Source organism: Thioalkalivibrio sp. ALJ3, assembly GCF_000377205.1.
Lineage (GTDB): Bacteria > Pseudomonadota > Gammaproteobacteria > Ectothiorhodospirales > Ectothiorhodospiraceae > Thioalkalivibrio.
Window position 1 is genome coordinate 43218 of record NZ_KB897912.1, and the last position, 23145, is coordinate 66362.

Consider the following 23145-nt stretch of genomic DNA (forward strand, 5'->3'; position numbering starts at 1 on the left):
ACCAGACCTCTGTCCATGACCCGTTTGCCCCTGTGGCTCAACGCCCTGCTCCTGACTGGCGCCCTGTGTGCCAGCCCCGCCCTGGCCCAAGAGATTGCCGAACAGACCCCGGACGATGCCCAGACCGGTGCGGTCTCCGCCGCCACCAGCATCGATGCTGGCGGGGCCGAGATCCCGGTCGAGCGCTATCCCGCCGATGGCGAGGCCGTACTGCTGTGGTTCCCGTCCGAGCACGGGCTGCTGGACGGCCATCGGCAGCAGGCCCTGGCGCTGCAGGCCGCCGGCGTCGAAGTCTGGCTGGCGGACCCGTTCGCCGGGCACTTCCTCCCCGAGGCCGCCTCCAGCTTCGACGAGATGCCGACCGAGACCGTGGGCGACCTGATTGAGACCGCGCACGCCGAGGACGAGCGTGCGGTTTTCGTGTTCGGCAATGACCGTGCCCTGCCCTGGCTGCTGACGGGCCTGTATCACTGGCAGGAGGAGCACCCCGAGGCAGAACACCTCCTGGGGCTGATCATGATGAGTCCGTACCTGCATACCGGCGTTGACACCGACGAGGCCGAGATGCAGCCCATCGTCGGCGTCACCAACCTGCCGGTCTACATCATCCAGCCCATGCTGTCCCCGCAATTCCAGCACCTCGGGCTGATCCGCTCGACCCTGAGCGACGGGGGCAGCACCGTCGGCGCGCGCCTGCTACCCGAGCTACGGGACCGGTTCTTTTTCCGCCCCGATGCGATGGAAGCCGAACTCCTGGCACGCGAAACCTTCCACCAGGAACTCGTCTATGGCATGGACCTGTTGCGGCGCCTGCCCGCCGCGCGCACCGCCGCCGCATCCGACGACCTGGATCTGAGCGTGAACACGCCCACCGGCGGCGACGTCCAGCTGGATGCACTGGACGAGCCGGTCGCGGCGCCCGAACTGGTCCGCCCGGACCTGGCCGGCGAGGAACACCGTCTGGAGGACTATCGTGGCGAGGTCGTGCTGATCAATTTCTGGGCCAGCTGGTGCCCGCCCTGCGTGCACGAAATGCCTTCCATGCAGCTACTGGAAGACGAGCTGCGCGAAGAGGGCTTTCGCATCCTCGCCGTGAATCTTGGCGAAGACGAAGAGACCATCCGCGACTTCATCGAAAACGAGGTGCAAACCGAGTTTACCATCCTGCTCGACCCGGACCAGGAGTCGCTGAACGACTGGCGCGCGATGGCCTACCCCACCAGCTATGTCGTCGACCGCGAGGGCAACCTGCGCTACTACCTGTTCGGCGCGATCGAGTGGACCGAACCCGGCGTCATCGACCAGATGCGCGAGCTGCTCGAGGAAGACTACGAAGCCCCGGAAGGCGACGATTAGTCCGAGCCGGGCGGCGTCCCGAACGCCTCGCGCAGCCAGCCGCGCAGGGCGTCAAAGCCATGCTCCGCCCGCTCCGAGGGCGGCTGCATGCCCGGGACGAACCCGTACTCGCGAAACGGCTCCAGCAAGGCTGGATCGCCGCTGATGACGTGCACGGGCACGGCCCAGCTGGCGTCCTGACCGGTCACCAGGGCGGCCGGCTGGTGATCGCCCAGCATGAAAAACAGCGTGTCCTCGTCCACGTACCGCGCCGCATAGCCCCCGGTCACCTCCAGCGAATAGCGCACCGACTCCGCGTAGTACTCGCGCACGCGATCGAAGTCCCGCCACAACGACTCCGGGGTCGGTCCCTTGCCGGCCCACTCGTCGAAGACCGCGCCGTCCCCGATCGCCTCCCAGTCCTCCAGCACCGGCAGGATCGGGGTCCACGGCGCATGCGAACTGATCAGGGCCAGCATCGCGAATACCGGACGTTCCGAGGGCCCGCGGATCTCGCGTTCGAAGAACGACCAGGTGTACTGATCCGGCATGGTCACCCAGAAAAACGGTGGCCCGGCGTACTCGAACCCGTGCTTGTCGACGATCCGGTCCCAGCGAAACCACTGACCCTCCGGCCAGTCGAGCTGGATCGCCGGGGCCAGCATGGCCGTCTCGTGTCCGGTGGCCTGAAAGTCCTGCACCAGGGTGTCGCGGGTCTGTGCCTGCAGGGCGTCGTAATGCCCGGCATAGCGCACTTGCAGGCCCGTGAGCAGCGAAGCCTGCGCCAACCAGGACTGCCCACCGGCGATCGGGGCCTCCAGTACGCCAGTCACGACATGCAGGTCCGCGTCGTCGAGTTGCTCGCCGATAAAATCCAGGCTCGGCACGATCACCGGTGCATAACGCTCGTCGAACACGGCCGAGACCCCGTAGGACTCTACCAGTCCCAGGATCACATCCACGTCGCCAAGACCCGGCAAGGGACGCCCCTCGGCCTGCTCGCGGGTCTGTTCCAGGCGCTCGCGAAATGCGCGGTTCTCCGCCAATGCCCCCTGCCCAGCCACAATCTGCTCCTGGACCGAAACCATCCCGGGCGCGGCCGTACCCGGCGGAGCCGCCCCTCGCATGGAGCCGAGCGCCCCCACCAGCCCGAGCGTGAACAGCCCGACCGCGACGGACAGGGGTATCCGGCGCCCTGGTGCCGACTGCACGGTCAGCGCGAACAGGCCACGAGCAGCGCCTGCGATGATCGCGACCAGCCCCGCGACCAGGACGACCACCAGCCCCACCGTGGCCCAAACATCCAGATTGCCGGTCACCAGCCGCCAGACCGCGTCCAGCAGGATCCAGTCCTGGATCACGTTCAGGGGACGTACCAGGCTGATGCGGGTCAGGGCATCGAACAGCGCCAGAACCACCAGCGCCAGCAGAATAAAACCAGCCAGCCAGGCCAACGCGCGTGCCAGCCGCCCGGCGGGCAGCAGCGCGAACAGCCCTACCAGCAAGACCGCTTCCCAGGCCAGCCAGTGGGGTCCGATTCCCGCGTGACGGGGCACGTCCAGCCCCAGCAGCACGACGTTGAGTGCCGCGAGGGTCAGCAGCAGTCGGATCACGGGCGGACGGACATTAGGGAAACACTGATCTATGTACACGCTCGCGCTCGAGTCGCTTTTGCGTGCGAACGAGGCGCGGCGACCGCCGTGCAGTCATTCTGCACAAGGGAACCGCAACGCCGTGCGCGCGCCCGTTTTTGATAACAACAGGCGGCCGAGCCCCTTCGGGGTTGGCACCCCAGGTTTTCCGAGACAAGGCGCGGTGCGCAGCCGGTAGTGGCTCTACCGGCAAGGGCCGCAACGCAGGATCGGGGAACCTGGGGTGCCAACGCGAGCGTGTACATTAATAGTGTCTCCCTAGCGCCGCGGGGAACCGAACGTCATCCGCTGCAGGACACCATCCCGGCGCACACGCCAGTGGTACAGGGCCGCCGAGATATGGCCCAGTGCCAGCACCAGAATGGTGATCCCCAGGATCTGGTGCCAGGCGAACAGGGTCTCCGACAGCGCCTCGTTTTCCGGGAACAGGCCCGGCAGGATCAGCGGACCCAGTTGCACCGGGTAGCCGCCGGCCGCCGTCGCCCACCAGCCGATCACCGGCATCACGATCAGCAGCAGATACAGCAGCCCGTGGACCGACTCGGCCGCGATGCGCTGGGCCGAAGGCAACGCGACCGCGTAGGGCGGCTTGCCGTGACGCAGACGCAGGCCCACACGCACCAGCATCAGCAGCAAAATCAGCACCCCGAAGCTCTTGTGCCAGGTATAGATAGTGTCGGTCATGCCCTCGCCAAAGCGGTCCTGCAACCCGTCGAAGCCAAACCAGCCGATGGTGCCGCCCAGCGCCAGCGCACCCAGCACCAGCACGGCGACCGCCCAGTGCACAATCCGCTGGCTCAGGGCGTAACGCGGCCACTCTCCAGTATTGCCCGTATCCATCCCGCACTCCCGTTCGTGTATGTCCCCAACATGCCGCCCACACACGATACCTGCAACCCGTCGTTCCCCCACCTCGCCTGGCGAGATACACCCGTCACCGTGCAGGGCCAGTATGCTTTGAACATGCGCTCACCCGAACCCACTACCCCATCGCTGGCCGGCGTACGCTGCCTGACGTTCGACCTCGACGACACCCTGTGGCCGGTGATGCCGGTGATCCAACATGCGGAGGCGCGCTTCTACGCCTGGCTGCGCGAGCATGCGCCGGTCATCTGCGAACGGTTTGATCCGCAGGCGCTGATTGCCGAACGGGCCGCCTTCATGCGCGCCGCACCTGAGGATGAACGCCACGATCTGACGCGGCTGCGCAAGCACTGGCTGCGCGAGCTGGCCACGGACTGTGGCTGCTGTCCTGATTTGTTGTCCGACGAGGGATTCGAGGTGTTCTGGCATGCGCGCAACGAGGTGACGCCCTTCCCCGAGGCTGACGGCGTACTCGCCACGCTGTCGCGTCACTTTCGGCTGGGCGCGATCAGTAACGGCAATGCCGATGTCTTTCGCACGCCCCTGGGGCGTCATTTCGACTTCGCGATCGCGGCGGGCGAGGCCGGCGCGGCCAAGCCCGACCCGGTAATCTTCGCACAAGCCCGCGAGCAGGCCGGCGTCGACCCCGAACGGATCCTGCATGTGGGCGATGACAGCACCAGCGACGTCCTCGGGGCCCTGAACGCCGGGTTCCATGCGGCCTGGTTCAACCCCGACGCGCTGCCCTGGGAACACGGGCGGCCCCGACCGGTGCTGACACTGGGCCGCCTGGGCCAGTTGCCCCGACATCTCGGGATCGACTAGGGAGACGCTGATTTAATCGCACGTCCGCGTTGGTGCCCCCTGTTTTCCGAGACAAGGCGCGTCGTGCAGCGGGTAGTGGTTCTACCCGCAAGCGGCGCAACGCAGGATCGGGGAACAGGGGGCACCAACCCCGAAGGGGCTCGGCCGCTTTTGCGCGCGAACAGCGTTGCGGTTCCCTTGTGCAGAATGACTGCACGGCAGTCACCGCGCCTTGTTCGCACGCAAAAGCGACTCGAGCGCGGACGTGCGATTAAATCAGCGTCTCCCTAGGCGTCCATCGCCGCAGCCCCACCCCCTCAGTCGGGATCAACGCGGCCGCGCAGGGCCTTCTTGCGGCCACGGTGGGTCTTGCCCTCAAGACGACGCAGCTTGGAGGCGCGTGTAGGCCGGGTCGGCTTGCGCGTCTTGATCGGGCGGCCCGCCTCGCGCAGGAGTTCGCTCAGGCGCTCCAGCGCATCCTCGCGGTTGGCCTCCTGGGTGCGGTGCTGCTGAGCCTTGATCACCACCACACCATCCTTGCTGATGCGCTGGTCACGACGGCGCAGCAGGCGCTGCTTGTAGACGTCGGGCAGGCTGGAGGCGCGGATGTCGAAACGCAGGTGGATGGCCGAGGCGACCTTGTTCACATTCTGTCCGCCCGCGCCCTGGGCCCGGATCGCCGTCAGTTCGATCTCGTCTTCGGGCACCGCGACGCTGTTGGAGATGCGAAGAACCATTCAGCGAAAGTCGCCGTCCTTGATTCGGCCCTCGTCATCCAGCTCCGCGAAAAAGCGCGAGTTGTCCTGGCGGTACTCGTGGGTCGCAATCTCGCCCGGCAGCACGAGGGTCACGTCCGGGTAGACGCGTTCGAACTCCTCCGGACTCGGCCGGGTTTCCAGGAAGTGCAGAAACGGGTTCATCTGCTGGACCGTCCCCGGACGAGGCTCCGGCCCGTCCGCCCGCGTCTCGGTCTTGTGCACCGCGCAACCGCTGATCCCCAGCGCCAGAAGCACTGCCACTACCGGCATCCATCGAAGTCGTCGTGCCATACATCCCTCCGGCGTCTGTCATGTCCACCGTCAGCGCGAGGCGCCACAGGTGCTGCGGCGATGTCCTGGAACCAGTCCGGCACCAGGGCCCCGCCCCACAGTCGAGCCCCTACTCCGTTGGCTGGCCGTGCTCGCGCGTGGCCTCGAAACGGATCTCCGGCCACTTCTCCTGAGCCATCTGAAGGTTCACCCGCGTGGGGGCGATATAGACCAGATCGCCACCATGGTCGATCGCCAGGTTGGCCGCGGCCTTCTCCTTGAACTCCTCGAGTTTCTTCGGATCGTCACATTCGACCCAGCGAGCGGTCTGGACGTTCACGTTCTCGAACTGCGCCTCCACCTTGTACTCGGTGCGCAGGCGCTCGGCGACCACGTCGAACTGCAGCACGCCAACCGCGCCAAGGATCAGGTCGTTACTGGTCAGCGGACGGTAGAGCTGCGTCGCGCCCTCCTCGCACAACTCCTGCAACCCCTTGGAGAGCTGTTTCATCTTCAGCGGGTCCTTCAGCTGCGCCCGGCGGAACAGCTCCGGCGCGAAGTTCGGCACACCCGTAAAGGTCAGCTCCTCGCCCTGGGTGAAAGTATCACCAATGCGGATGGTGCCATGGTTGTGGATGCCGATAATGTCGCCGGGGTATGCGGTTTCTACATGCTCGCGGTCAGACGCCATGAACGTCAGGGCATCCGGGATCTTCACGTCGCGCCCGATGCGCACATGGCGGAGTTTGGCACCCTTGTCGAAGGTGCCCGAGCAGATGCGCATAAACGCGATGCGGTCGCGATGATTCGGGTCCATGTTCGCCTGGATCTTGAACACGAAGCCGGTGAACTTCTCCTCGGTGGGTTCGACCCTGCGCGAATGGGTTGGGCGCGGCAGCGGGCCCGGGGCGTACTCGACGAAGTCGTCGAGCAGCTCCTCGATGCCGAAGTTGTTGATCGCGGAGCCGAAAAACACCGGGGTCTGCTCACCGCGAAGGTAGGCCCCCGGGTCGAATTCGTGCGAGGCACCCTGCACCAGCTCCATTTCGTCACGCAGCTCCTGCGCCTGATCGCCGAGCACCTCGTCCAGCCGCGGGTTGTCCAGCCCCTCGATGATCTCGCCGGTGGACTTCTTTCCGCCCTCTTCCGGGTCGTACAGGTGCACCGCATCACGGCGCAGATGGTAGACACCGCGAAAGCGCTTGCCGGAACCGATCGGCCAAGTGATCGGGGCGCACTGGATCTTCAGCACCTCTTCGACCTCGTCGAGCAGCTCGATCGGATCTCGGCCCTCGCGGTCCATCTTGTTGACGAAGGTCATGATCGGTGTGTCACGCAGCCGGCAGACCTCCATCAGCTTGATGGTGCGTTCCTCCACGCCCTTGGCCGCGTCAATCACCATTAACGCGGAGTCCACGGCGGTCAGCGTACGGTACGTGTCCTCCGAGAAGTCGGCATGGCCCGGAGTGTCCAGCAGGTTCACGATGCGTCCCTTGTACGGGTACTGCATCACCGACGAGGTCACCGAGATGCCGCGCGATTTCTCCATCTCCATCCAGTCGGAGGTGGCGTGGCGCGAGGACTTGCGCCCCTTGACCGTACCGGCGAGCTGGATCGCGCCGCCGTACAGCAGGAGCTTTTCGGTCATGGTGGTCTTGCCCGCGTCCGGGTGCGAGATGATCGCGAACGTCCGGCGCCGGGCGGTTTCCTCGGGAAAGGACATTTTCTTGGGCCGCCTGAATGAAGCGCGGCAGTTTAACGCGAAAACGGGCCTGGCGTGGCGTTTACCCGGTGCCCCTGACGCAAACGGCCCCGGACCGAAACCCGGGGCCGTTCGTATCTGCCGGGAACAGCAGGACGGGGAGAATCAGCGTGCAGAAGCTCGCTGGATCGCGGCGGACTGTTCGTCCAGGCGGCCCTGGGCAAGATCCAGATCGCGCTGACTCATGCGCGTCTTGACGGCCTCCAGGCGCTCGCTGTCCTCGGCCAGGGAATACCAGACGTAGGCTTCGACCAGATCGCGCTCCACACCCTGCCCGTTCTGATGCAGACGCCCCAGGCCGATCTGCGAGTTGCGATCACCGCGTTCCGCAGCCTTGGTATACCACTGGGCGGCCTTGGCCGGATCCGGGTTCGTCCCCCGTCCCGTTTCATGCAGGAAGCCGTAGTAGTACTTGGCCGAGACCTGTCCCTGTTCCGCCGCCTTGCCCAGCCACTCCAGGGCCTCGCCGTTCGACCGTTCGTTACGGGCGTAGTGACTGCCCAGCCAGTATTGCGCGTCCGCATAGCCCAGTTCGGCCGAGCGGGTGTAGTGCTCAAGAGCCTTGTCTTCATCCACTGACGTACCACGCCCGGAGGAAAACATGAAACCGAGATAGTAATGCGCCCCCGCATGGTCCTCGTCCGCCGCACGCGCGAACCAGCGCAGCGCCGCGTCATAGTCCACGTCGGTGCCACGCCCCACGTAGTTGGCCATTCCAACGTCGAACATCGCCCGCGTATCACCCCGCTGGGCATTGCTCTCGCGAATCTCGTACCAGACCCCGAGCAACTCCTGCTGGCGCTCAACCTCGTCGTAGCCAAAATCCTGGGCCTGGACGACACCAGCTCCAAGGGCCAGCGGTAATGTCAGGGGGAGAGAAACAAACAACGCACGCAGGGATCGGGACATGAGGGCAGCCTCGCAGGGAATTCCGGCATCAATGCCGGCTATGATCATAGACTGCCCCCCGTCCTGCGCGCAAAACGAACGCACCGGGACGTGAACCCGGCTTCGCAAAACGCCCGCGAAAGCCCGCAAAACGCGTTTGATGTCACGAATCCTGGCGTCACGCCCCGGCCGGCGCCGCGCAGCGGCGGCTCAGCACCCAGGCATCCTCGCGTCCGCTGTGCAGCGGGTAATAGCGCGGCCGGGTGCCGATGTGTTCGAACCCCTCCGAGCGGTAGAGCTGGAGCGCCGCGACATTGGAGGGGCGCACCTCCAGAAACAGAGCCTCGGCCTGCTGCTCGCAGGCATAGTCGAGCAGACGGCGCAGCATGTAGCGCCCCAGCCCATACCCCTGCCAGCGTCGGTCGATCGTCAGGTTCAGCAGATGTGCCTCGCCGGCCGCCACCGTCAGTACGGCATGACCCACCTGGCGCTCGTCGACCTCCAGGATCCAGCAGTCGTAGCCGACCCGGATGCAGTCCTCGAAGATGCGCGCGGTCCAGGGATAGTGGTAGGCCTCGCGCTCGATGCCCATTACACGCTCGACATCCTCGGCCAGCATGCGGCGCATCCGGGGTTGTACTTGCGGCTCGGCACTCATGACGCGGGGCTGGGTCTCCTGGGGTGAATTCCTGTCTGAAGATATAGGTGGGTAGCTGTTGGCGACGTTCCCGAATACACACCCCAGGTGGGGTCAAGAGCCGGGAGCACTGGTCAGACACCCCCGCGCGCGCCGCAGATCCTGCCAGACCTTGGCCTTGTCCTGCGGCTTCCGCAAAAGATAGGCCGGATGATAGGTCACCACCAACGGCACTTCCCGATACCGATGCGGGCCGCCACGCAGACGGCCCAGCGGCTGATCGGTCTCCAGCAGATGCTGGGCGGCGATACGCCCCAGCGCAACGATCACCTCGGGCTGCACCAGCGCGATCTGGCGGTCGAGGAAGCCACGGCAGGCCCGGGACTCCTCGGGGCTGGGGTCGCGGTTGTTCGGCGGCCGGCACTTCAGCACGTTGGCGATAAACACATCCTGTCGCCGATCAAGGCCCAGTGCCGCCAGCATGTTGTCCAGCAACTGGCCGGCACGCCCGACAAACGGCTCGCCTCGACGGTCTTCCTCGGCCCCGGGGGCCTCGCCGACAAACAGCCACCGGGCGCGGCGATCGCCCACGCCAAACACCGTCTGCGTACGCTGACTGGCAAGCTCGGCGCAGGCCGTGCAGTCGCGCACTCGTGCTTCGAGTTCCGGCCAGCCGAGTGCCGCGACCTCGCCTTCAACCGGCGTATTCACGGGAGGCGCGAGCGCCTCGGAAGGCTCGGGGGGCACGGCTGACGCAGAGGCCACATCGACCCGGGGGCCTATCGCCGGTGAAGCTGGCTCGGACGCCGGGGCTTCCACCGCGGTATCCAAAGCCCCCTCCCGGGCACGCCAGACCGGAATCCCCATATCGGCCAGGATACGGCGTTTGCGCGCCGACAGATCCACGCGTCAATCCCCCGATGGTGTACGGCGACGATGGCGGCGCCAACGTTCCAGCGTCAGCAGGGGCCCGGAGAGGCCATAGATCACGAATCCCGCCCACAGGACCTTGGGCGGGTCCAGCGCCAGTAGCATCAGTGCCCCCACCACCCCGACGATCGCCAGGAAGGGCACGCGATGCTTGAAGTCCATGTCCTTGAAACTGAAGTAGGTCAGATTACTGACCATCGCCGCACCCGCGAGCACCGTCACGATCAGGATCGCGATCACGTACGGATCGGCCAGGTCTGCCGGAATCCCTAGGTCTTCCAGCACCCAGACCATCCCCACCACCAATGCAGCGGCGGCGGGGCTCGGCAGCCCCTGGAAGAACCGCTTGTCGACGACGGCCAGACGGCTGTTGAAGCGCGCCAGCCGCAGTGCCGCGGCGGTGGCAAAGAAGAAGGCCGCTACCCAGCCGAGATTGCCCAGATCCTGCAGCTGCCACAGGTACACGACCAGGGCCGGGGCCACCCCGAAGGAAACCAGGTCGGAGAGCGAGTCGTACTGCGCACCGAACTCGCTTTGCGTGTCCGTCATCCGCGCCACGCGGCCATCCAGCGTATCCAGGACCATGGCAACGAACACTGCGATCGCGGCGGTCGTAAACTCGCCATTGATCGCGGAGACGATGGCGAAAAAGCCGGAGAACAGCACCCCGGTGGTAAACAGGTTGGGCAACAGGAAGATCCCGCGACGACGTCGGGCACGGCCCTCGTGCCGGTCGTCGCCCCCGTTCATCTCGTCAATATCGCTTGATCCCTCGTCATCCGGCGTCACTCCAGCACCTCCACGGTCGCGCCCACCTCGCCACTGGCCTCCGGCAGACCCCCAATCACGGTAGAGCCCGCCAGCACCTTCTGGCCAACCTGGGCCATCACCTGGGACCCGGCGGGCAGCCAGACTTCGAAGGTAGCACCGAATCCGGCGAAACCCATGCGTTTGCCGCGCCCGAGTCGGTTGCCAGGCACCACGTTCTGCAGACGGATCATGCGTGGCCAGTGGTTGACCGACAGGGCAAGCGTCAGGCGTGTGCCCTCGTCCGTCACCAACGCGAAAGCCGCGCGATGATCCAGTTGTCCATCCGGCGGGCTGTCCGTTTCCTTGCCCGGCCAGATCCGCTCCACCACTTTCGATTCCTGTGGTGCATGGACATTGTATTCCCCCAGACGCCGCTGACGAATGCGGATACGCCGGGCGGGCTTGCCGGTAAAGGGATCGGTTGCCTCGTCAATCGCCTCCACCGTGCCGTCGGCCGGGGCGATCACTCCAAGCGCCGGTGCCGCCGCCTTGCGCCGAAGATCGCGGAAGAGCCCCATCAGCGCCACGGTCAGCAGCACCATGAAAACGCCCAGCTCCGCCTCTCCGACCAGCAGCGAGATCACTGCCATCCAGGCAGCAATGATCACGAACAGGCGGCCTTCGGGGGCAAGCGGAAACAGCATGGGGTTCTCGGAGGGAGCGCGGGTGCGCGACCCGAGGCCAGCGCCCCGGGCCGACCCCGACGGATCAGTTGCGGGACTTGTCGACCAGCTGGTTGGCCTTGATCCACGGCATCATCGCACGCAGGCGTTCGCCCACCTGCTCGATCTCGTGGGCGGCGTTCAGGCGGCGGTTGGCGGTCATCGACGGGTAGTTCATCGCGCCTTCCAGGATGAACTGCTTGGCGTACTCGCCATTCTGGATATTCTTCAGCGCCTCGCGCATCGCCCAGCGCGACTCTTCGTTGATCACCTGCGGGCCGGTCACGTACTCGCCGTACTCGGCGTTGTTGGAGATCGAGTAGTTCATGTTGGCGATGCCGCCCTCGTACATCAGGTCGACGATCAGCTTGAGTTCGTGCAGGCACTCGAAGTAGGCCATCTCCGGGGCATAGCCGGCCTCGGTCAGGGTCTCGAAACCGGCCTTGACCAGTTCCACCGCCCCGCCACACAGCACGGCCTGCTCGCCAAACAGGTCGGTCTCGGTCTCGTCCTTGAAGGTCGTCTCGATGATGCCGGTGCGGCCGCCGCCGATCGCGGAGGCGTAGGACATTGCGATGTCGCGGGCCTTGCCGGAGGCGTCCTGCTGGATTGCGATCAGGTCGGGGATGCCGCCGCCACGCACGAACTCGGAGCGCACGGTGTGACCCGGGGCCTTGGGCGCGATCATGATCACGTCCAGGTCCTTGCGCGGCTCGATCTGGTTGTAGTGGATCGCGAAGCCGTGGGCGAAGGCCAGGGTCGCGCCCTGCTTCAGGTTGGGCTCCAGCACGTCACGGTACAGGGCCGCCTGGTACTCGTCCGGGGCCAACACCATGATCAGATCGGCACCGGCGGTCGCGGCATCGACATCGGCAACCTTCAGACCGGCCTCCTCGGCCTTGGCGCGCGAGCCGGAGCCCTCGCGCAGGCCCACGGTCACGTCCACACCGGAGTCCTTCAGGTTGTTCGCATGGGCGTGGCCCTGCGAGCCATAGCCGATGATCGCGACCTTCATGCCCTGGATGATGGAGAGGTCGGCGTCTTTGTCGTAGTACAGATTCATGGCAGTCATTTCCTTGGCAACAGGCCCCGCCAGGGGGCCGATGACGAATCAAAAAGCCCGTGCCTGGCCGGCACGAACAAAAGCGAAGGCGATTACAGTTGCAGCGCGACGTCGCCGCGGGCGATGCCCATCACACCCGAGCGCACGACCTCCAGCACCGGGAACGGCGAGACCGCCTCGAGGAAGGCATCCAGCTTGGAGCCTTCGCCGGTGATCTCGATCACGTAGGTCTGCTGGGTCACGTCGATGATGCGACCGCGGAAGATATCGGTCAGGCGCTTGACCTCTTCCCGATCGGCCGCCTCGCCGACACGCACCTTGATCAGGGCCATCTCGCGCTCGATGTGCGGGTGAGCGGTCATGTCCAGCAGCTTGATCACGTCGACCAGCTTGTTCAGCTGCTTGGTGATCTGCTCGACGATCTCGTCGGAACCACTGGTCACGATGGTCATGCGCGACAGCGACGGGTCGTCGGTCGGCGCGACGGTCAGCGATTCGATGTTGTAGCCACGCGCGGAGAACAGGCCGGCCACCCGCGAGAGGGCACCGGATTCGTTTTCCAGCAGGACACTGATGATATGACGCATACGGCTCTTCCCTGTACCCGGTTCAGACCAGGATCATTTCGTTCTGGCCGGCGCCGGCCGGGATCATCGGATAGACGTTCTCGGACTGGTCGGTGATGAAGTCCAAAAACACCAGGCGCTCCTTCTGCGCGAGGGCCTCCTTGATTGCGCCCTCGACATCGCCCGGCTGGTCGATGCGCATGCCCACATGGCCATACGCCTCGGCCAGCTTCACGAAATCGGGCAGCGCATCCATGTAGGACATCGCGTAGCGCCCCTGGTAGAAGAACTCCTGCCACTGCCGGACCATGCCCAGATAGCGGTTGTTCAGGTTCAGGATCTTGATCGGCAACTGGTACTGGTAGCAGGTCGACAGCTCCTGGATGCACATCTGGATGCTGGCCTCGCCGGTGATGCAGCCGACCGTCGCATCCGGATGGGCGAACTGCACGCCCATCGCGAACGGCAGGCCTACGCCCATCGTCCCCAGACCGCCCGAATTGATCCAGCGGTTGGGCTTGTCGAAGCCGTAGAACTGGGCGGCCCACATCTGGTGCTGGCCGACGTCCGAGGTCACAAAGGCTTCGCCCTGGGTCAGCTCCCAGAACTTCTGTACCACGTACTGCGGCTTGATCAGCTCGGAATCGCGGTCGTACTTCAGGCAGTCCTGCGACTGCCACTCGCGGATCTGCTTCCACCAGGCGTCCAGCGCCTCCGGGTCCGGCTTCGCGTTGGCGGCGTCCAGCGCCTTGATCAGCGCACGCAGCACCGGCTCCACCTCGCCGACGATGGGCACGTCGACCTTCACGTTCTTGGAGATCGAGGACGGGTCTACATCGACATGAACGATCTTCGCGTGCGGGCAGAACTTCTCGATGTTGCCGGTCACGCGGTCGTCAAAGCGCGCGCCGATCGCGATCAGCACGTCGGCGTGGTGCATGGCCATGTTGGCCTCGTAGGTCCCGTGCATGCCCAGCATGCCGAGGAACTGCTTGTCCGACGACGGATAGCCGCCAAGCCCCATCAACGTGTTGGTGATCGGGTAGCCGAGCTTGCGGGTAAATTCGGTCAGCGCCTCGGAGCCCTTGCCCAGGATCACGCCCCCGCCGGTGTAGATCATCGGCTGCTTCGCCGACAGGATCAGGTCCACCGCCTTGTCGATCTGGCCGGTATAGCCGCCAGAGGTCGGGTTGTACGAGCGCATGTGGATGGACTCGGGATACTCGAACTCGCAGCTCGCCGCCGTCACATCCTTCGGGATATCCACGACCACCGGTCCGGGGCGGCCGGTGGTCGCCACGTAGAAGGCCTTCTTGATCGTGGTCGCCAGGTCCTTCACGTCCTTGACCAGGAAGTTGTGCTTCACGCAGGGTCGGGTAATCCCCACGGTATCCACTTCCTGGAAAGCATCGTTGCCGATCAGGCTGGTCGGCACCTGGCCGGTGAAGACGACCAGCGGCACCGAGTCCATGTAGGCATCGGCGATCCCGGTAATCGCATTGGTCGCGCCGGGACCGGATGTGACCAGCGCGACACCCGGCTTGTCGGAGGACTTGGCATAGCCCTCGGCCGCGTGCACCGCGCCCTGCTCGTGTCGCACCAGTACGTGCGAAACCTTGTCCTGGCGATACAGCGCATCATAGATGTGCAGTACCGCCCCGCCGGGATACCCGAATACGACGTCGACACCCTCGGCCTGCAGGCTGCGGCAGAAGATTTCGGCGCCGGTGATGGCGGTGGAGGAGCTTGCGGTCTCGGACATGGTGGTCGACTTCCTTACCTTAAGGGCTCGCGCGTGATCGTCGCGGGATCACGCATCAGGAATCAAAATAGCCCAACATCCTAATATGAAATGACGATTTTTCCCAGCACGCAGCGAGCAGGAAATCGTCCAGGAGCAGGCGCAGACAGCCGGTTTCAGTCGTCCGACTTCTTCACGTCCGCCGCGGGCAGGCCGGGGTTGGTCGGGCGGCGGGCATCGTCACTGGACATGTCCTGCGGCGCCATCTGCTGTTCCAGACCCTGCGGCGGGTTCATCTCCTCTTCCTCGCCTCCGCAACCCACCAGCACAAACGTGGCGGCCATGGACAGAACGAGGAATCCAGTGATGCGGGTATGGCGATACATAGCATTCTTCCTTGCGAGACAGGGGCGTGAACGGGCGAGCTTGCCGCGAGACCAGTGGCTTGGCAACAATCCACCACGGCGAGACGCTGATTCCCGCGCGGGTCCGGACTCTACGACGCCCCCACCGGCAGGATCCGTGTCCCGGCCTGCCCCGCAACGATCGCGGCGGCGTCCTCGAGCGCCCCGATGCCGGCCCGGGCGCCCTGTCCGGCCACACGCCGGGCGGCCTCCATCTTCGGACCCATCGACCCGGCCGGAAACGTCGCGGGGTCGACCGCGCTCACCAGCAACGCCTTGAGTCGCGTAGCGTCGGGCTCGCCCCAATTCCAGTAGACACCATCAACATCCGTCAACATCAGGAGCCAGTCCGCCTCCAGCTCTACCGCCAGTCGCGCGGCGGTCAGGTCCTTGTCCACCACTGCCTCGATACCGTACAGGCGACCTTTGTCGTCACGCGCGACCGGCACGCCGCCGCCGCCCGCGCAGATCGCGAGGGATCCGCCGTCGACCAGGGTCCGCACCGCCTCGACGCCCAGCACCTTCTGCGGCTCCGGCGAAGCCACCACGCGCCGCCAGCCGTTACTGTCGCGGGCGATATCCCAACCGCGCTCCTCGGCCAGCGCATGCGCCCGGGATTCTTCCCAGGTCGGGCCGATGAACTTCTCGGGGCGGGCAAACGCCGGATCCTCCGGGTCGACTTCGGTCTGCGTCAGGAGGCTGGCGATCCGGTCATGGCCCAGGGCGTTGTGCAGTTCCTGCGCGAGGATGTAGCCGATCATCCCGTGGCTCTCGGCGCCGACCACATCCAGCGGCCAGTGGATGGAATCGGCCTCCGCCTGGCTGGCCAGCAACCCGACCTGCGGACCATTGCCGTGCGTTACCACGACCTCGTGCTCATTGGCTACATCGGCGATGGCCCGCGCCGCGGCACGGGCGTTGCGCCGCTGGCCCTCGGCCGACGGCGTCTCGCCGCGTTGCAGCAGGGCGTTTCCGCCCAGCGCGATCACGATGCGCATGGCGGCCTCCTCAGTAATGTCCTGGTGGAACGGTGGACGTCAGGTCCGGGGCAGGGTGACGCCACGCTGGCCCTGGTACTTGCCACCGCGGTCCTTGTATGAGGTCTCGCAGACCTCGTCGGACTGCAGGAACAGCATCTGCGCCACACCCTCATTGGCGTAGATCTTGGCTGGCAGCGGCGTGGTGTTGGAGAACTCCAGGGTCACGTGGCCTTCCCACTCGGGTTCCAGCGGGGTCACGTTCACGATGATGCCGCAGCGCGCGTAGGTCGATTTGCCGAGGCAGATGGTCAGCACGTCGCGCGGGATGCGGAAGTACTCGACGGTATGCGCCAGCGCAAAGGAGTTGGGCGGGATGATGCAGACATCGGAGTGCACGTCTACAAAGCTGCCCTCATCGAAGCCCTTGGGGTCGACGATGCTCGAGTTGATGTTGGTGAAGATCTTGAAATGGTCCGAGCAGCGCACGTCGTAGCCGTAGCTGGACGTGCCGTAGGAGACGATACGCTGCTCGTCGTGATAGCGGACCTGACCGGGCTCGAAGGGCTCGATCATGCCCTTCGTTTCGGCCATCTCCCGGATCCAGCGGTCCGACTTGATGCTCATCTGCCTGCCCCTGGTTGTGATCGCCGGATCAGTTGTTCTGGATGACGATGTTGGGGAACTTGCTGCTGTAGTCCTTCGCCTGCTCCGCGAGTTTGGCGCCCGTGCGACGCGCGATCTCGCGGTAAATCTCGGCAATCCGGCCGTCCGGATCCGCGATCACGGTCGGCTCGCCGCCATCAGCCTGCTCACGGATGTGAATGTCCAGCGGCAGGGCGCCGAGCATGTCCACGCCGTATTCCTCGGCCATGCCCTCGGCACCGCCCTGGCCGAAGATGTGCTCCTCGTGGCCACACTTCGAGCAGATGTGGATGCTCATGTTCTCGATGATGCCCAGTACCGGTACCTCGACCTTTTCGAACATGAGCAGGCCCTTGCGTGCATCCAGCAGGGCAATGTCCTGCGGGGTGGTGACAATCACCGCGCCGGAAACCGGGATCTTCTGCGACAGCGTCAGTTGCACGTCGCCGGTACCCGGCGGCAGGTCGATCACCAGATAGTCGAGGTCCTTCCAGTTGGTCTCGTTCAGCAGTTGTTCCAAGGCCTGGGTGACCATCGGGCCACGCCAGATCATCGGCGTGTCCTCGTCGATCAGGAAGCCAATGGACATCGCCTGCACGCCGTGGCGCTCCAGCGGCTCCATGGACTTGCCGTCCTTCGACTCGGGACGATCCTTGATGCCCAGCATGCGCGGCTGGCTGGGGCCATAGATGTCCGCATCCAGGATGCCGACCTGCGCCCCTTCGGCGGCCAGGCCCAAGGCCAGATTGACCGCGGTGGTGGACTTGCCCACCCCGCCCTTGCCGGAGGCCACGGCGATGATGTTCTTGATGCCGGGCATCGGCTTCAGGCTCTTCTGCACCGCGTGGGCGGTCACCTTCGTGCCGATGGTCACCTCGGACGATTCGAGACCGGGGACGCCCGCCAGCGCGCCCTGGATCGCAGCACGCAGTTCGTCGTGATAGCCATTGGCGGAGTAACCCATCTCGATGCTGATGACCGCACGCGCGCCCTCCACGCGGATATCCTTGACCGCTCCGGCGGCCACCAGGTCCTGCTCCAGGTACTTGTCCTGAACGGTCTTCAGGGCGTTTTCGATCTGCTCGCGCGAGAGTTCGGCCATGGCGTTCGTTCCATCCAGCGGTTGGGAGTAATCGCGCGATTCTACTGGGCGCAAATCGACACGCCAATGGCACCACCCGTCGCCAGTCCTTTGCTCAATGCCGGGGGAGGGGTCCTCACCGTCCTGTCAACCCCTTGCGGCGATCTTTATGCACATGAATTCAGATCGCCTTGAAAAAGGCCACAGATAGCAACCAAACGGCCGAAACCACTGGACAAAGAACTCTTATCTATATGTTTTATAATAATAAAAATGAATTGAACGTTTTTTGACCAATCTGTACAGGGTCCTTGCGTGACAAGGCCTGGCGATGAATTCCACCCTGTTGCCCACAGAGTTATCCACAGCTTCTGTGGAAAACGCCGTGGCGGATGCAATGTGCCTCGACAACCTGGCTGGCAGCCCCGACAATAGCGCCCCTGCATTCCGCCGCCCGCCGCTACCGAGGCACGAGCCCGACGATGACTGACACGCCGCGCAAGATCCTGGTCACCAGCGCCCTGCCCTACGCCAACGGGCCGATCCATCTGGGGCACCTCGTCGAGTACATCCAGACCGATATCTGGGTGCGCTTCCAGCGTGCGCGCGGTCACGAGGTCGTCTACGTCTGCGCCGATGATGCGCACGGCACCCCGATCATGCTGAAGGCCCGCGCGGAAGGCATCGAACCCGAGGAGCTGATTGCGCGCGTGCGTCAGGAGCACGAGGCCGACTTCAGCGAGTTTCTGGTCGATTTCGACCACTACCACTCGACCCACTCGGACGAGAACCGCGAGCTGGCCGGGCGCATCTACACCGCGCTGCGCGACGCCGGCCACATCGAAACCCGCACCATCGACCAGGCCTACGATCCCGAGGCCGGGATGTTCCTGCCCGATCGCTTCATCAAGGGCACCTGCCCGAACTGCGGCGCGGAGGAACAGTACGGCGACTCCTGCGAGGCCTGCGGCGCGACCTACAGCCCGCTGGACCTGAAAGACTCGGTCTCCGCGATCAGTGGTGCCCGCCCGGAATCGCGTCAGTCCGAGCATTACTTCTTCAAGCTCGGCGACTTCGAGACCTTCCTGCGCGAATGGACCGGCTCCGGCCGCCTGCAGGATGCGATCCGCAACAAGCTGGACGAGTGGTTCGACGCGGGCCTGACCGACTGGGACATCTCGCGCGACGCCCCCTACTTCGGCTTCGAGATCCCCAATGCCCCGGGCAAGTACTTCTACGTCTGGCTCGATGCGCCGATCGGCTACATGGCGAGCTTTCGTGCGCATGCCGACCAGCAGGGCCTGGATTTCGACGCCTGGTGGGGCGCGGACTCCGAGGCCGAGCTGTATCACTTCATCGGCAAGGATATCGCATACTTCCATACGCTCTTCTGGCCGGCCATGCTGCACGGCGCAGGCTTTCGTACGCCCAGCGCGGTCTTCTGCCACGGCTTTCTGACCGTCAACGGACAGAAGATGTCCAAGTCACGCGGCACGTTCATCCGCGCCCGCGACTACCTGGACCACCTGAACCCGGAATCCCTGCGCTACTACCTGGCCGCCAAGCTGGGCGCCGGGGTCGACGATCTCGACCTCAACCTGGACGACTTCGTCCAGCGCGTGAACTCCGATCTGGTCGGCAAGCTGGTGAACATCGCCAGCCGCTGCGCCGGCTTCATCACCAAGCGCTCGAACGGCGAGCTGGCGGCCGAGCTGCCGCGCCCGGACCTGCACGAGGCCTTCGTGGCCGAGGGCGAGGCCATCGCGGCCGCGTTCGAGAACCGCGAATACGCCCAGGCCATCCGCCGCATCATGGCGCTGGCCGACCAGGCGAACCAGTACATCGACGAGGCCCAGCCCTGGGTGCTGGCGAAGCAGGAAGGCCGCGAGGCCGAGGTGCAGGCCATCTCCACCCAGGGGCTGGACCTGTTCCGCATCCTGATCGTCTACCTCGCCCCGGTGCTGCCGCGACTGGCGGCCGACGCCGCGGCCTTTCTCCGGCTGGACAGCCTGGCCTGGGACACGCGCGAGCCGCTGGTCGGGCGCGCGATCGAGAAGTTCAAGCCGCTGATGACGCGCATCGAGGGCGAGACCGTCGACAAGCTGCTGGAGGCCTCGAAGGCCACCCTGGCCGCTGCCGAGCCCGAACCGGCCGCCAGCACCGAAGCAGAACCCGACGCGGACCCCATCGCCGAAACCATCGACTTCGACACCTTCGCAAAGGTCGACCTGCGCATCGCGCGCATCACCAGTGCCGAGCATGTTGAAGGCGCAGACAAGCTATTGAAGCTCACCCTCGATATCGGCTCGGAGACGCGCCAGGTGTTTGCCGGGATCAAGTCGGCTTATTCCCCGGAGGACCTCGTCGGCCGCCACACCGTGATGGTGGCCAACCTCGCGCCGCGCAAGATGCGCTTTGGCGTATCCGAGGGCATGGTCCTGGCGGCCGGCCCCGGCGGCTCGGAACTGTACATCCTGAACCCGGACGACGGCGCTCGACCCGGAATGCGGGTCAAATAGGCCGCCCGCGTCATGGATTTGCACCCACGGCTCGCGTAAGCTGCCGCTCTTTTGTCGATACCCGGACGCATGGACCAAAGCCCCGAATTCCTGGCACAGGTACGCCTGCTGGCCGAAGCAGGACGTGATCTCTCGGCGCGCGGCTGGCTGCCCGCGCGCACCGGCCACTTCTCGGCGCGCCTGGACGACCGGCATATCGCCGTCACCGCGCCCAATCGCGAGAAGAGCTTTCTCGACCGCCATGACTTCCTGGTGGTCGATCTCGACGGCCACGTGGTCGCCGGCAGCGAGGAGCCGGCCCCGGAGACCTTCCTGCACATCATCATGTACCGCCACGATGCCCAGCTGGGCGCCGTGCTGCATACGCATTCCGTGCACGCGACCGTCCTGTCGCGCCAGTTCCCCGGCGCGCTCGCCCTGCGCGACTACGAGGTCCTGCGCGAACTGCCCGGCGTCGAGAACCCTGCCCGGGGCCTGGACCTCCCCGTGTTCGCGAACGAACCCGACGTTCAGCAACTGGCCGCGCGGGTCGACGCCGCGATGACCCGCGAGCCGAACCTCGCCGGGTTCCTGATCGGCGGGCACGGCCTGTATACCTGGGGTGCGAGCGTGGAGCTGGCGCTGCACCGCGTCGAGGCCTTCGAATTCATGTTCCAGTGCGAGACGCTCGCACACCAGATGAGCCGATGAACATGTCACCGAATCCCGCGCCCCAGGCCCTGATCCTCGCGTTCGAGGGGGTCCTGGCACCGCCCGGCGTGCTGCGAGACACACTTGAGCCCTATTCGCTGGAGGCCTTGGCGGGCTTTCTCGAGCGCCATGCAGAGAGCACCGCCGTGCAGCGCGTGCTCGCGGACATCCTCGCCTATTCCGGGCGCGAACTGGACGTTGACGGGCTACTTGCGCAGATCCGTGCCTGGATCCGCGGTGGGCAGGACATCACCCCCCTGCGCCAGCTCCAGGGGCTGATCTGGGCCGATGCCCTGGAGGCATCGATGCTGCGCCCGGAGCTGTCGGACGAAACGGCCAATGCCCTGATCGCGCTGGACGATGCCGGCGTGGCCCTGTACAGCTTTGGCGCGAGCCCGGCCCCGGTCCAGCGCGACTGGCTGCGCCACGGCCCGTATCCGGAGGTGGAACAACGCCTGACCGGGCTGTTCGATACCCGCATCGGTGGGCGGCGCGATGCCGGCAGCTACCGCCGTCTGGCGGACGAAATCGGCATCGCGCCGGAGGCGATCATGCTGCTGTCGGTGCGCGGCGAGGAGCTGGACGCCGCGCACCAGGCCTGGCTGCAGACCGCCCGTCCGTTCGACGACCCGGCTGCCGCAGACAATCACCCGCGATACAGCCTGGACACGCTCGTCCCGGCAAGCGACTAGACTCGGACCTGGTAAGGGGCGGTCAGTGTCGGCCTGGCAGGGCCCCTTCCGGGAGCGGGCCTTGTGGGAGAGGGCCTGCCCGCGAATGATTCCACCAAGGTCCAACAGCTGAAGGGACCCGGGCCGGCCCGCTCCCACGCAAAACCCGCGCCCCGCAAGGGTTGAGTCGGGATAAGCGGTCCCTGATACTATTTTGTTGACCTGAAGACTCGGAATTAACGTGGAATACGTCCTGATCCTCATCAGTACGATCCTCGTGAACAACTTCGTACTGGTGAAGTTTCTGGGCCTGTGCCCGTTCATGGGGGTCTCGCGCAAGGTCGAGACGGCCACCGGCATGGGCCTGGCCACGACGTTCGTGCTGACGTTGTCCGCGGTCAGTTCCTACGTAATCAACGAGTACCTGCTGACCCCGCTGGGGCTCGAGTACCTGCGCACCATCGCGTTCATCCTGGTGATCGCGGCCGTGGTGCAGTTCACCGAGCTGGTCGTACGCAAGACCAGCCCCCTGCTCTATAACGTGCTGGGCATCTTCCTGCCGCTGATCACCACCAACTGCGCGGTGCTGGGCGTGGCCCTGCTGAACGTCCAGGAGGCGCACAACTTCGTCGAGTCCGCACTCTACGGCTTCGGCGCCGCGGTCGGCTTCTCCATCGTCCTGATCCTGTTCTCCGCCATTCGCGAACGCATCGCCGTCGCTGACGTGCCCGTGGTCTTTCGCGGAAGTGCGGTGGCCATGGTCACCGCAGGGCTGATGTCGCTGGCGTTCATGGGCTTCTCCGGGCTGGTGCGGCTGTGAGCGTCGTCTATGCCATCCTCGCGATCGGCGGCCTTGCCGCCGCGTTTGGCCTGATCCTGGGCTTTGCCGCGCAGCGTTTTCGCGTCGAGCAAGACCCGGTCGTCGACCAGATCGACGCCCTGCTACCCCAGACGCAGTGCGGCCAGTGCTCCTATCCCGGCTGCCGCCCTTACGCCGAAGCGATCGCCGCGGGCGAGGCCGACATCAACCGTTGCCCCCCCGGGGGCCAGGCCACGGTACAGGCCCTGGCGGACCTGCTGGACCGCGAGCCGACACCGCTGGAAGAAGAGGAGCAGGAAAAGGCTGTCGCGGTAATCGACGAGAACATCTGCATCGGCTGCACGCTGTGCATCCAGGCCTGTCCGGTGGATGCGATCCTCGGCGCGGCCAAACAGATGCACACCGTGATCGAGGAGGAGTGCACCGGCTGCGAACTATGCGTCGAACCCTGTCCGGTCGACTGCATCAGCATGGTCCCGGTGCAAACCGACATCACCGAATGGCGCTGGTCGGAACCGGAACCCTCGCCCATCGAACGGCCCATACACGCCCTCGCAGAAGGCTCGCGGAGCTCCCGCTAAGCCGGGATTCCGCGA

At 65.4% G+C, this 23145-nt stretch carries 24 protein-coding genes; 7 read left to right on the top strand and 17 right to left on the bottom strand.

Going from position 1 to position 23145, the window contains the following annotated elements:
- The first annotated feature begins 15 nt into the window (after nt 1-15).
- Nucleotides 16-1356: a TlpA disulfide reductase family protein gene (locus tag C935_RS0112115; RefSeq protein ID WP_018862762.1), complete on the top strand. Its 1341-nt coding sequence runs from the start codon at nt 16-18 to the stop codon at nt 1354-1356.
- Here the strand turns inward: C935_RS0112115 and C935_RS0112120 are convergent.
- Nucleotides 1353-2948, bottom strand: coding sequence for a hypothetical protein (locus C935_RS0112120; protein ID WP_018862763.1), 1596 nt, complete (start codon nt 2946-2948; stop codon nt 1353-1355). The two genes, C935_RS0112115 and C935_RS0112120, sit on opposite strands and share 4 nt — an antisense overlap.
- 297 nt (nt 2949-3245) lie before the next feature.
- Complete coding sequence (locus tag C935_RS0112125; RefSeq protein WP_018862764.1) at nt 3246-3827, bottom strand: cytochrome b; 582 nt, start codon at nt 3825-3827, stop codon at nt 3246-3248.
- 123 nt (nt 3828-3950) lie between these two features.
- On the opposite strand from C935_RS0112125, the gene C935_RS0112130 reads away from it, so the two are divergent.
- Nucleotides 3951-4676, top strand: coding sequence for an HAD family hydrolase (locus tag C935_RS0112130; protein WP_026278790.1), 726 nt, complete (start codon nt 3951-3953; stop codon nt 4674-4676).
- Between the two features lie 296 nt (nt 4677-4972).
- Here the strand turns inward: C935_RS0112130 and arfB are convergent, their stop codons facing one another.
- The 15 genes from arfB to apbC all read right to left on the bottom strand — a co-directional run bounded on the left by arfB (nt 4973) and on the right by apbC (nt 17870).
- Nucleotides 4973-5392, bottom strand: coding sequence for an alternative ribosome rescue aminoacyl-tRNA hydrolase ArfB (arfB, locus tag C935_RS0112135; RefSeq protein ID WP_018862766.1), 420 nt, complete (start codon nt 5390-5392; stop codon nt 4973-4975).
- Entirely contained in the window at nt 5393-5704 is a 312-nt protein-coding gene (locus tag C935_RS0112140; RefSeq protein ID WP_231367716.1) for a hypothetical protein, read from the bottom strand.
- Nucleotides 5705-5813: 109 nt separating this feature from the next.
- Nucleotides 5814-7406, bottom strand: a complete 1593-nt coding sequence (locus tag C935_RS0112145; protein ID WP_018862768.1) for a peptide chain release factor 3 — start codon at nt 7404-7406, stop codon at nt 5814-5816.
- A gap of 144 nt (nt 7407-7550) precedes the next feature.
- Complete coding sequence (locus C935_RS0112150) at nt 7551-8354, bottom strand: tetratricopeptide repeat protein (RefSeq protein WP_018868740.1); 804 nt, start codon at nt 8352-8354, stop codon at nt 7551-7553.
- A gap of 157 nt (nt 8355-8511) precedes the next feature.
- Complete coding sequence (rimI, locus tag C935_RS0112155; protein WP_026278791.1) at nt 8512-8991, bottom strand: ribosomal protein S18-alanine N-acetyltransferase; 480 nt, start codon at nt 8989-8991, stop codon at nt 8512-8514.
- A gap of 93 nt (nt 8992-9084) precedes the next feature.
- Nucleotides 9085-9876, bottom strand: a complete 792-nt coding sequence (locus C935_RS0112160; RefSeq protein ID WP_081616611.1) for a uracil-DNA glycosylase — start codon at nt 9874-9876, stop codon at nt 9085-9087.
- A gap of 3 nt (nt 9877-9879) precedes the next feature.
- Nucleotides 9880-10689 carry a CDP-diacylglycerol--serine O-phosphatidyltransferase gene (gene pssA / locus C935_RS0112165; RefSeq protein WP_018862772.1) on the bottom strand — a complete coding sequence of 270 codons (810 nt, stop codon included), beginning with the start codon at nt 10687-10689 and terminating at the stop codon, nt 9880-9882.
- Nucleotides 10686-11354 (bottom strand): phosphatidylserine decarboxylase, encoded by a 669-nt coding sequence (locus C935_RS0112170; RefSeq protein WP_018862773.1) that lies wholly within the window; start codon nt 11352-11354, stop codon nt 10686-10688. Before C935_RS0112170 ends, pssA begins: the two co-directional genes overlap by 4 nt.
- Nucleotides 11355-11418: 64 nt before the next feature.
- The gene (gene ilvC, locus C935_RS0112175) at nt 11419-12435 is read right to left on the bottom strand and encodes a ketol-acid reductoisomerase (protein ID WP_018862774.1); all 1017 of its coding nucleotides are present in this window, start codon (nt 12433-12435) and stop codon (nt 11419-11421) included.
- Between the two features lie 92 nt (nt 12436-12527).
- Complete coding sequence (ilvN, locus tag C935_RS0112180; RefSeq protein ID WP_012983148.1) at nt 12528-13022, bottom strand: acetolactate synthase small subunit; 495 nt, start codon at nt 13020-13022, stop codon at nt 12528-12530.
- A 22-nt stretch (nt 13023-13044) separates the two neighbouring features.
- Nucleotides 13045-14763, bottom strand: a complete 1719-nt coding sequence (gene ilvB, locus C935_RS0112185) for a biosynthetic-type acetolactate synthase large subunit (protein WP_018862775.1) — start codon at nt 14761-14763, stop codon at nt 13045-13047.
- 155 nt (nt 14764-14918) lie between these two features.
- Complete coding sequence (locus C935_RS0112190; RefSeq protein WP_018862776.1) at nt 14919-15128, bottom strand: hypothetical protein; 210 nt, start codon at nt 15126-15128, stop codon at nt 14919-14921.
- Between the two features lie 110 nt (nt 15129-15238).
- Nucleotides 15239-16144, bottom strand: a complete 906-nt coding sequence (locus C935_RS0112195; RefSeq protein WP_018862777.1) for a carbamate kinase — start codon at nt 16142-16144, stop codon at nt 15239-15241.
- A gap of 39 nt (nt 16145-16183) precedes the next feature.
- Nucleotides 16184-16750 (bottom strand): dCTP deaminase, encoded by a 567-nt coding sequence (gene dcd / locus C935_RS0112200; RefSeq protein ID WP_012983152.1) that lies wholly within the window; start codon nt 16748-16750, stop codon nt 16184-16186.
- Between the two features lie 28 nt (nt 16751-16778).
- Nucleotides 16779-17870 (bottom strand): iron-sulfur cluster carrier protein ApbC, encoded by a 1092-nt coding sequence (apbC, locus tag C935_RS0112205; protein WP_018862778.1) that lies wholly within the window; start codon nt 17868-17870, stop codon nt 16779-16781.
- Between the two features lie 461 nt (nt 17871-18331).
- On the opposite strand from apbC, the gene metG reads away from it, so the two are divergent.
- From metG to rsxB, 5 genes are all read left to right on the top strand, one after another.
- Nucleotides 18332-20368 carry a methionine--tRNA ligase gene (metG, locus tag C935_RS0112210; RefSeq protein ID WP_018862779.1) on the top strand — a complete coding sequence of 679 codons (2037 nt, stop codon included), beginning with the start codon at nt 18332-18334 and terminating at the stop codon, nt 20366-20368.
- Between the two features lie 69 nt (nt 20369-20437).
- The gene (mtnB, locus tag C935_RS0112215) at nt 20438-21058 is read left to right on the top strand and encodes a methylthioribulose 1-phosphate dehydratase (protein WP_018862780.1); all 621 of its coding nucleotides are present in this window, start codon (nt 20438-20440) and stop codon (nt 21056-21058) included.
- Complete coding sequence (locus tag C935_RS0112220; RefSeq protein ID WP_018862781.1) at nt 21055-21750, top strand: hypothetical protein; 696 nt, start codon at nt 21055-21057, stop codon at nt 21748-21750. Before mtnB ends, C935_RS0112220 begins: the two co-directional genes overlap by 4 nt.
- 220 nt (nt 21751-21970) lie before the next feature.
- On the top strand, nt 21971-22549 hold the full coding sequence (rsxA, locus tag C935_RS0112225; RefSeq protein ID WP_018862782.1) for an electron transport complex subunit RsxA: 579 nt from the start codon (nt 21971-21973) through the stop codon (nt 22547-22549).
- The gene (gene rsxB, locus C935_RS0112230) at nt 22546-23130 is read left to right on the top strand and encodes an electron transport complex subunit RsxB (RefSeq protein ID WP_018862783.1); all 585 of its coding nucleotides are present in this window, start codon (nt 22546-22548) and stop codon (nt 23128-23130) included. Before rsxA ends, rsxB begins: the two co-directional genes overlap by 4 nt.
- Nucleotides 23131-23145 lie beyond the last annotated feature (15 nt).

Coding starts and splice junctions, on each gene's coding strand:
- C935_RS0112220 (WP_018862781.1), top strand. CDS start 21,055: ATGAACATGTCACCGAATCCCGCGCCCCAGGCCCTGATCCTCGCGTTC.
- C935_RS0112115 (WP_018862762.1), top strand. CDS start 16: ATGACCCGTTTGCCCCTGTGGCTCAACGCCCTGCTCCTGACTGGCGCC.
- rimI (WP_026278791.1), bottom strand. CDS start 8,991: ATGAGTGCCGAGCCGCAAGTACAACCCCGGATGCGCCGCATGCTGGCC.
- apbC (WP_018862778.1), bottom strand. CDS start 17,870: ATGGCCGAACTCTCGCGCGAGCAGATCGAAAACGCCCTGAAGACCGTT.
- mtnB (WP_018862780.1), top strand. CDS start 20,438: ATGGACCAAAGCCCCGAATTCCTGGCACAGGTACGCCTGCTGGCCGAA.
- C935_RS0112130 (WP_026278790.1), top strand. CDS start 3,951: ATGCGCTCACCCGAACCCACTACCCCATCGCTGGCCGGCGTACGCTGC.
- dcd (WP_012983152.1), bottom strand. CDS start 16,750: ATGAGCATCAAGTCGGACCGCTGGATCCGGGAGATGGCCGAAACGAAG.
- C935_RS0112150 (WP_018868740.1), bottom strand. CDS start 8,354: ATGTCCCGATCCCTGCGTGCGTTGTTTGTTTCTCTCCCCCTGACATTA.
- C935_RS0112140 (WP_231367716.1), bottom strand. CDS start 5,704: ATGGCACGACGACTTCGATGGATGCCGGTAGTGGCAGTGCTTCTGGCG.
- C935_RS0112170 (WP_018862773.1), bottom strand. CDS start 11,354: ATGCTGTTTCCGCTTGCCCCCGAAGGCCGCCTGTTCGTGATCATTGCT.
- C935_RS0112125 (WP_018862764.1), bottom strand. CDS start 3,827: ATGGATACGGGCAATACTGGAGAGTGGCCGCGTTACGCCCTGAGCCAG.
- ilvN (WP_012983148.1), bottom strand. CDS start 13,022: ATGCGTCATATCATCAGTGTCCTGCTGGAAAACGAATCCGGTGCCCTC.
- C935_RS0112195 (WP_018862777.1), bottom strand. CDS start 16,144: ATGCGCATCGTGATCGCGCTGGGCGGAAACGCCCTGCTGCAACGCGGC.
- arfB (WP_018862766.1), bottom strand. CDS start 5,392: ATGGTTCTTCGCATCTCCAACAGCGTCGCGGTGCCCGAAGACGAGATC.
- metG (WP_018862779.1), top strand. CDS start 18,332: ATGACTGACACGCCGCGCAAGATCCTGGTCACCAGCGCCCTGCCCTAC.
- ilvC (WP_018862774.1), bottom strand. CDS start 12,435: ATGAATCTGTACTACGACAAAGACGCCGACCTCTCCATCATCCAGGGC.
- C935_RS0112190 (WP_018862776.1), bottom strand. CDS start 15,128: ATGTATCGCCATACCCGCATCACTGGATTCCTCGTTCTGTCCATGGCC.
- ilvB (WP_018862775.1), bottom strand. CDS start 14,763: ATGTCCGAGACCGCAAGCTCCTCCACCGCCATCACCGGCGCCGAAATC.
- C935_RS0112145 (WP_018862768.1), bottom strand. CDS start 7,406: ATGTCCTTTCCCGAGGAAACCGCCCGGCGCCGGACGTTCGCGATCATC.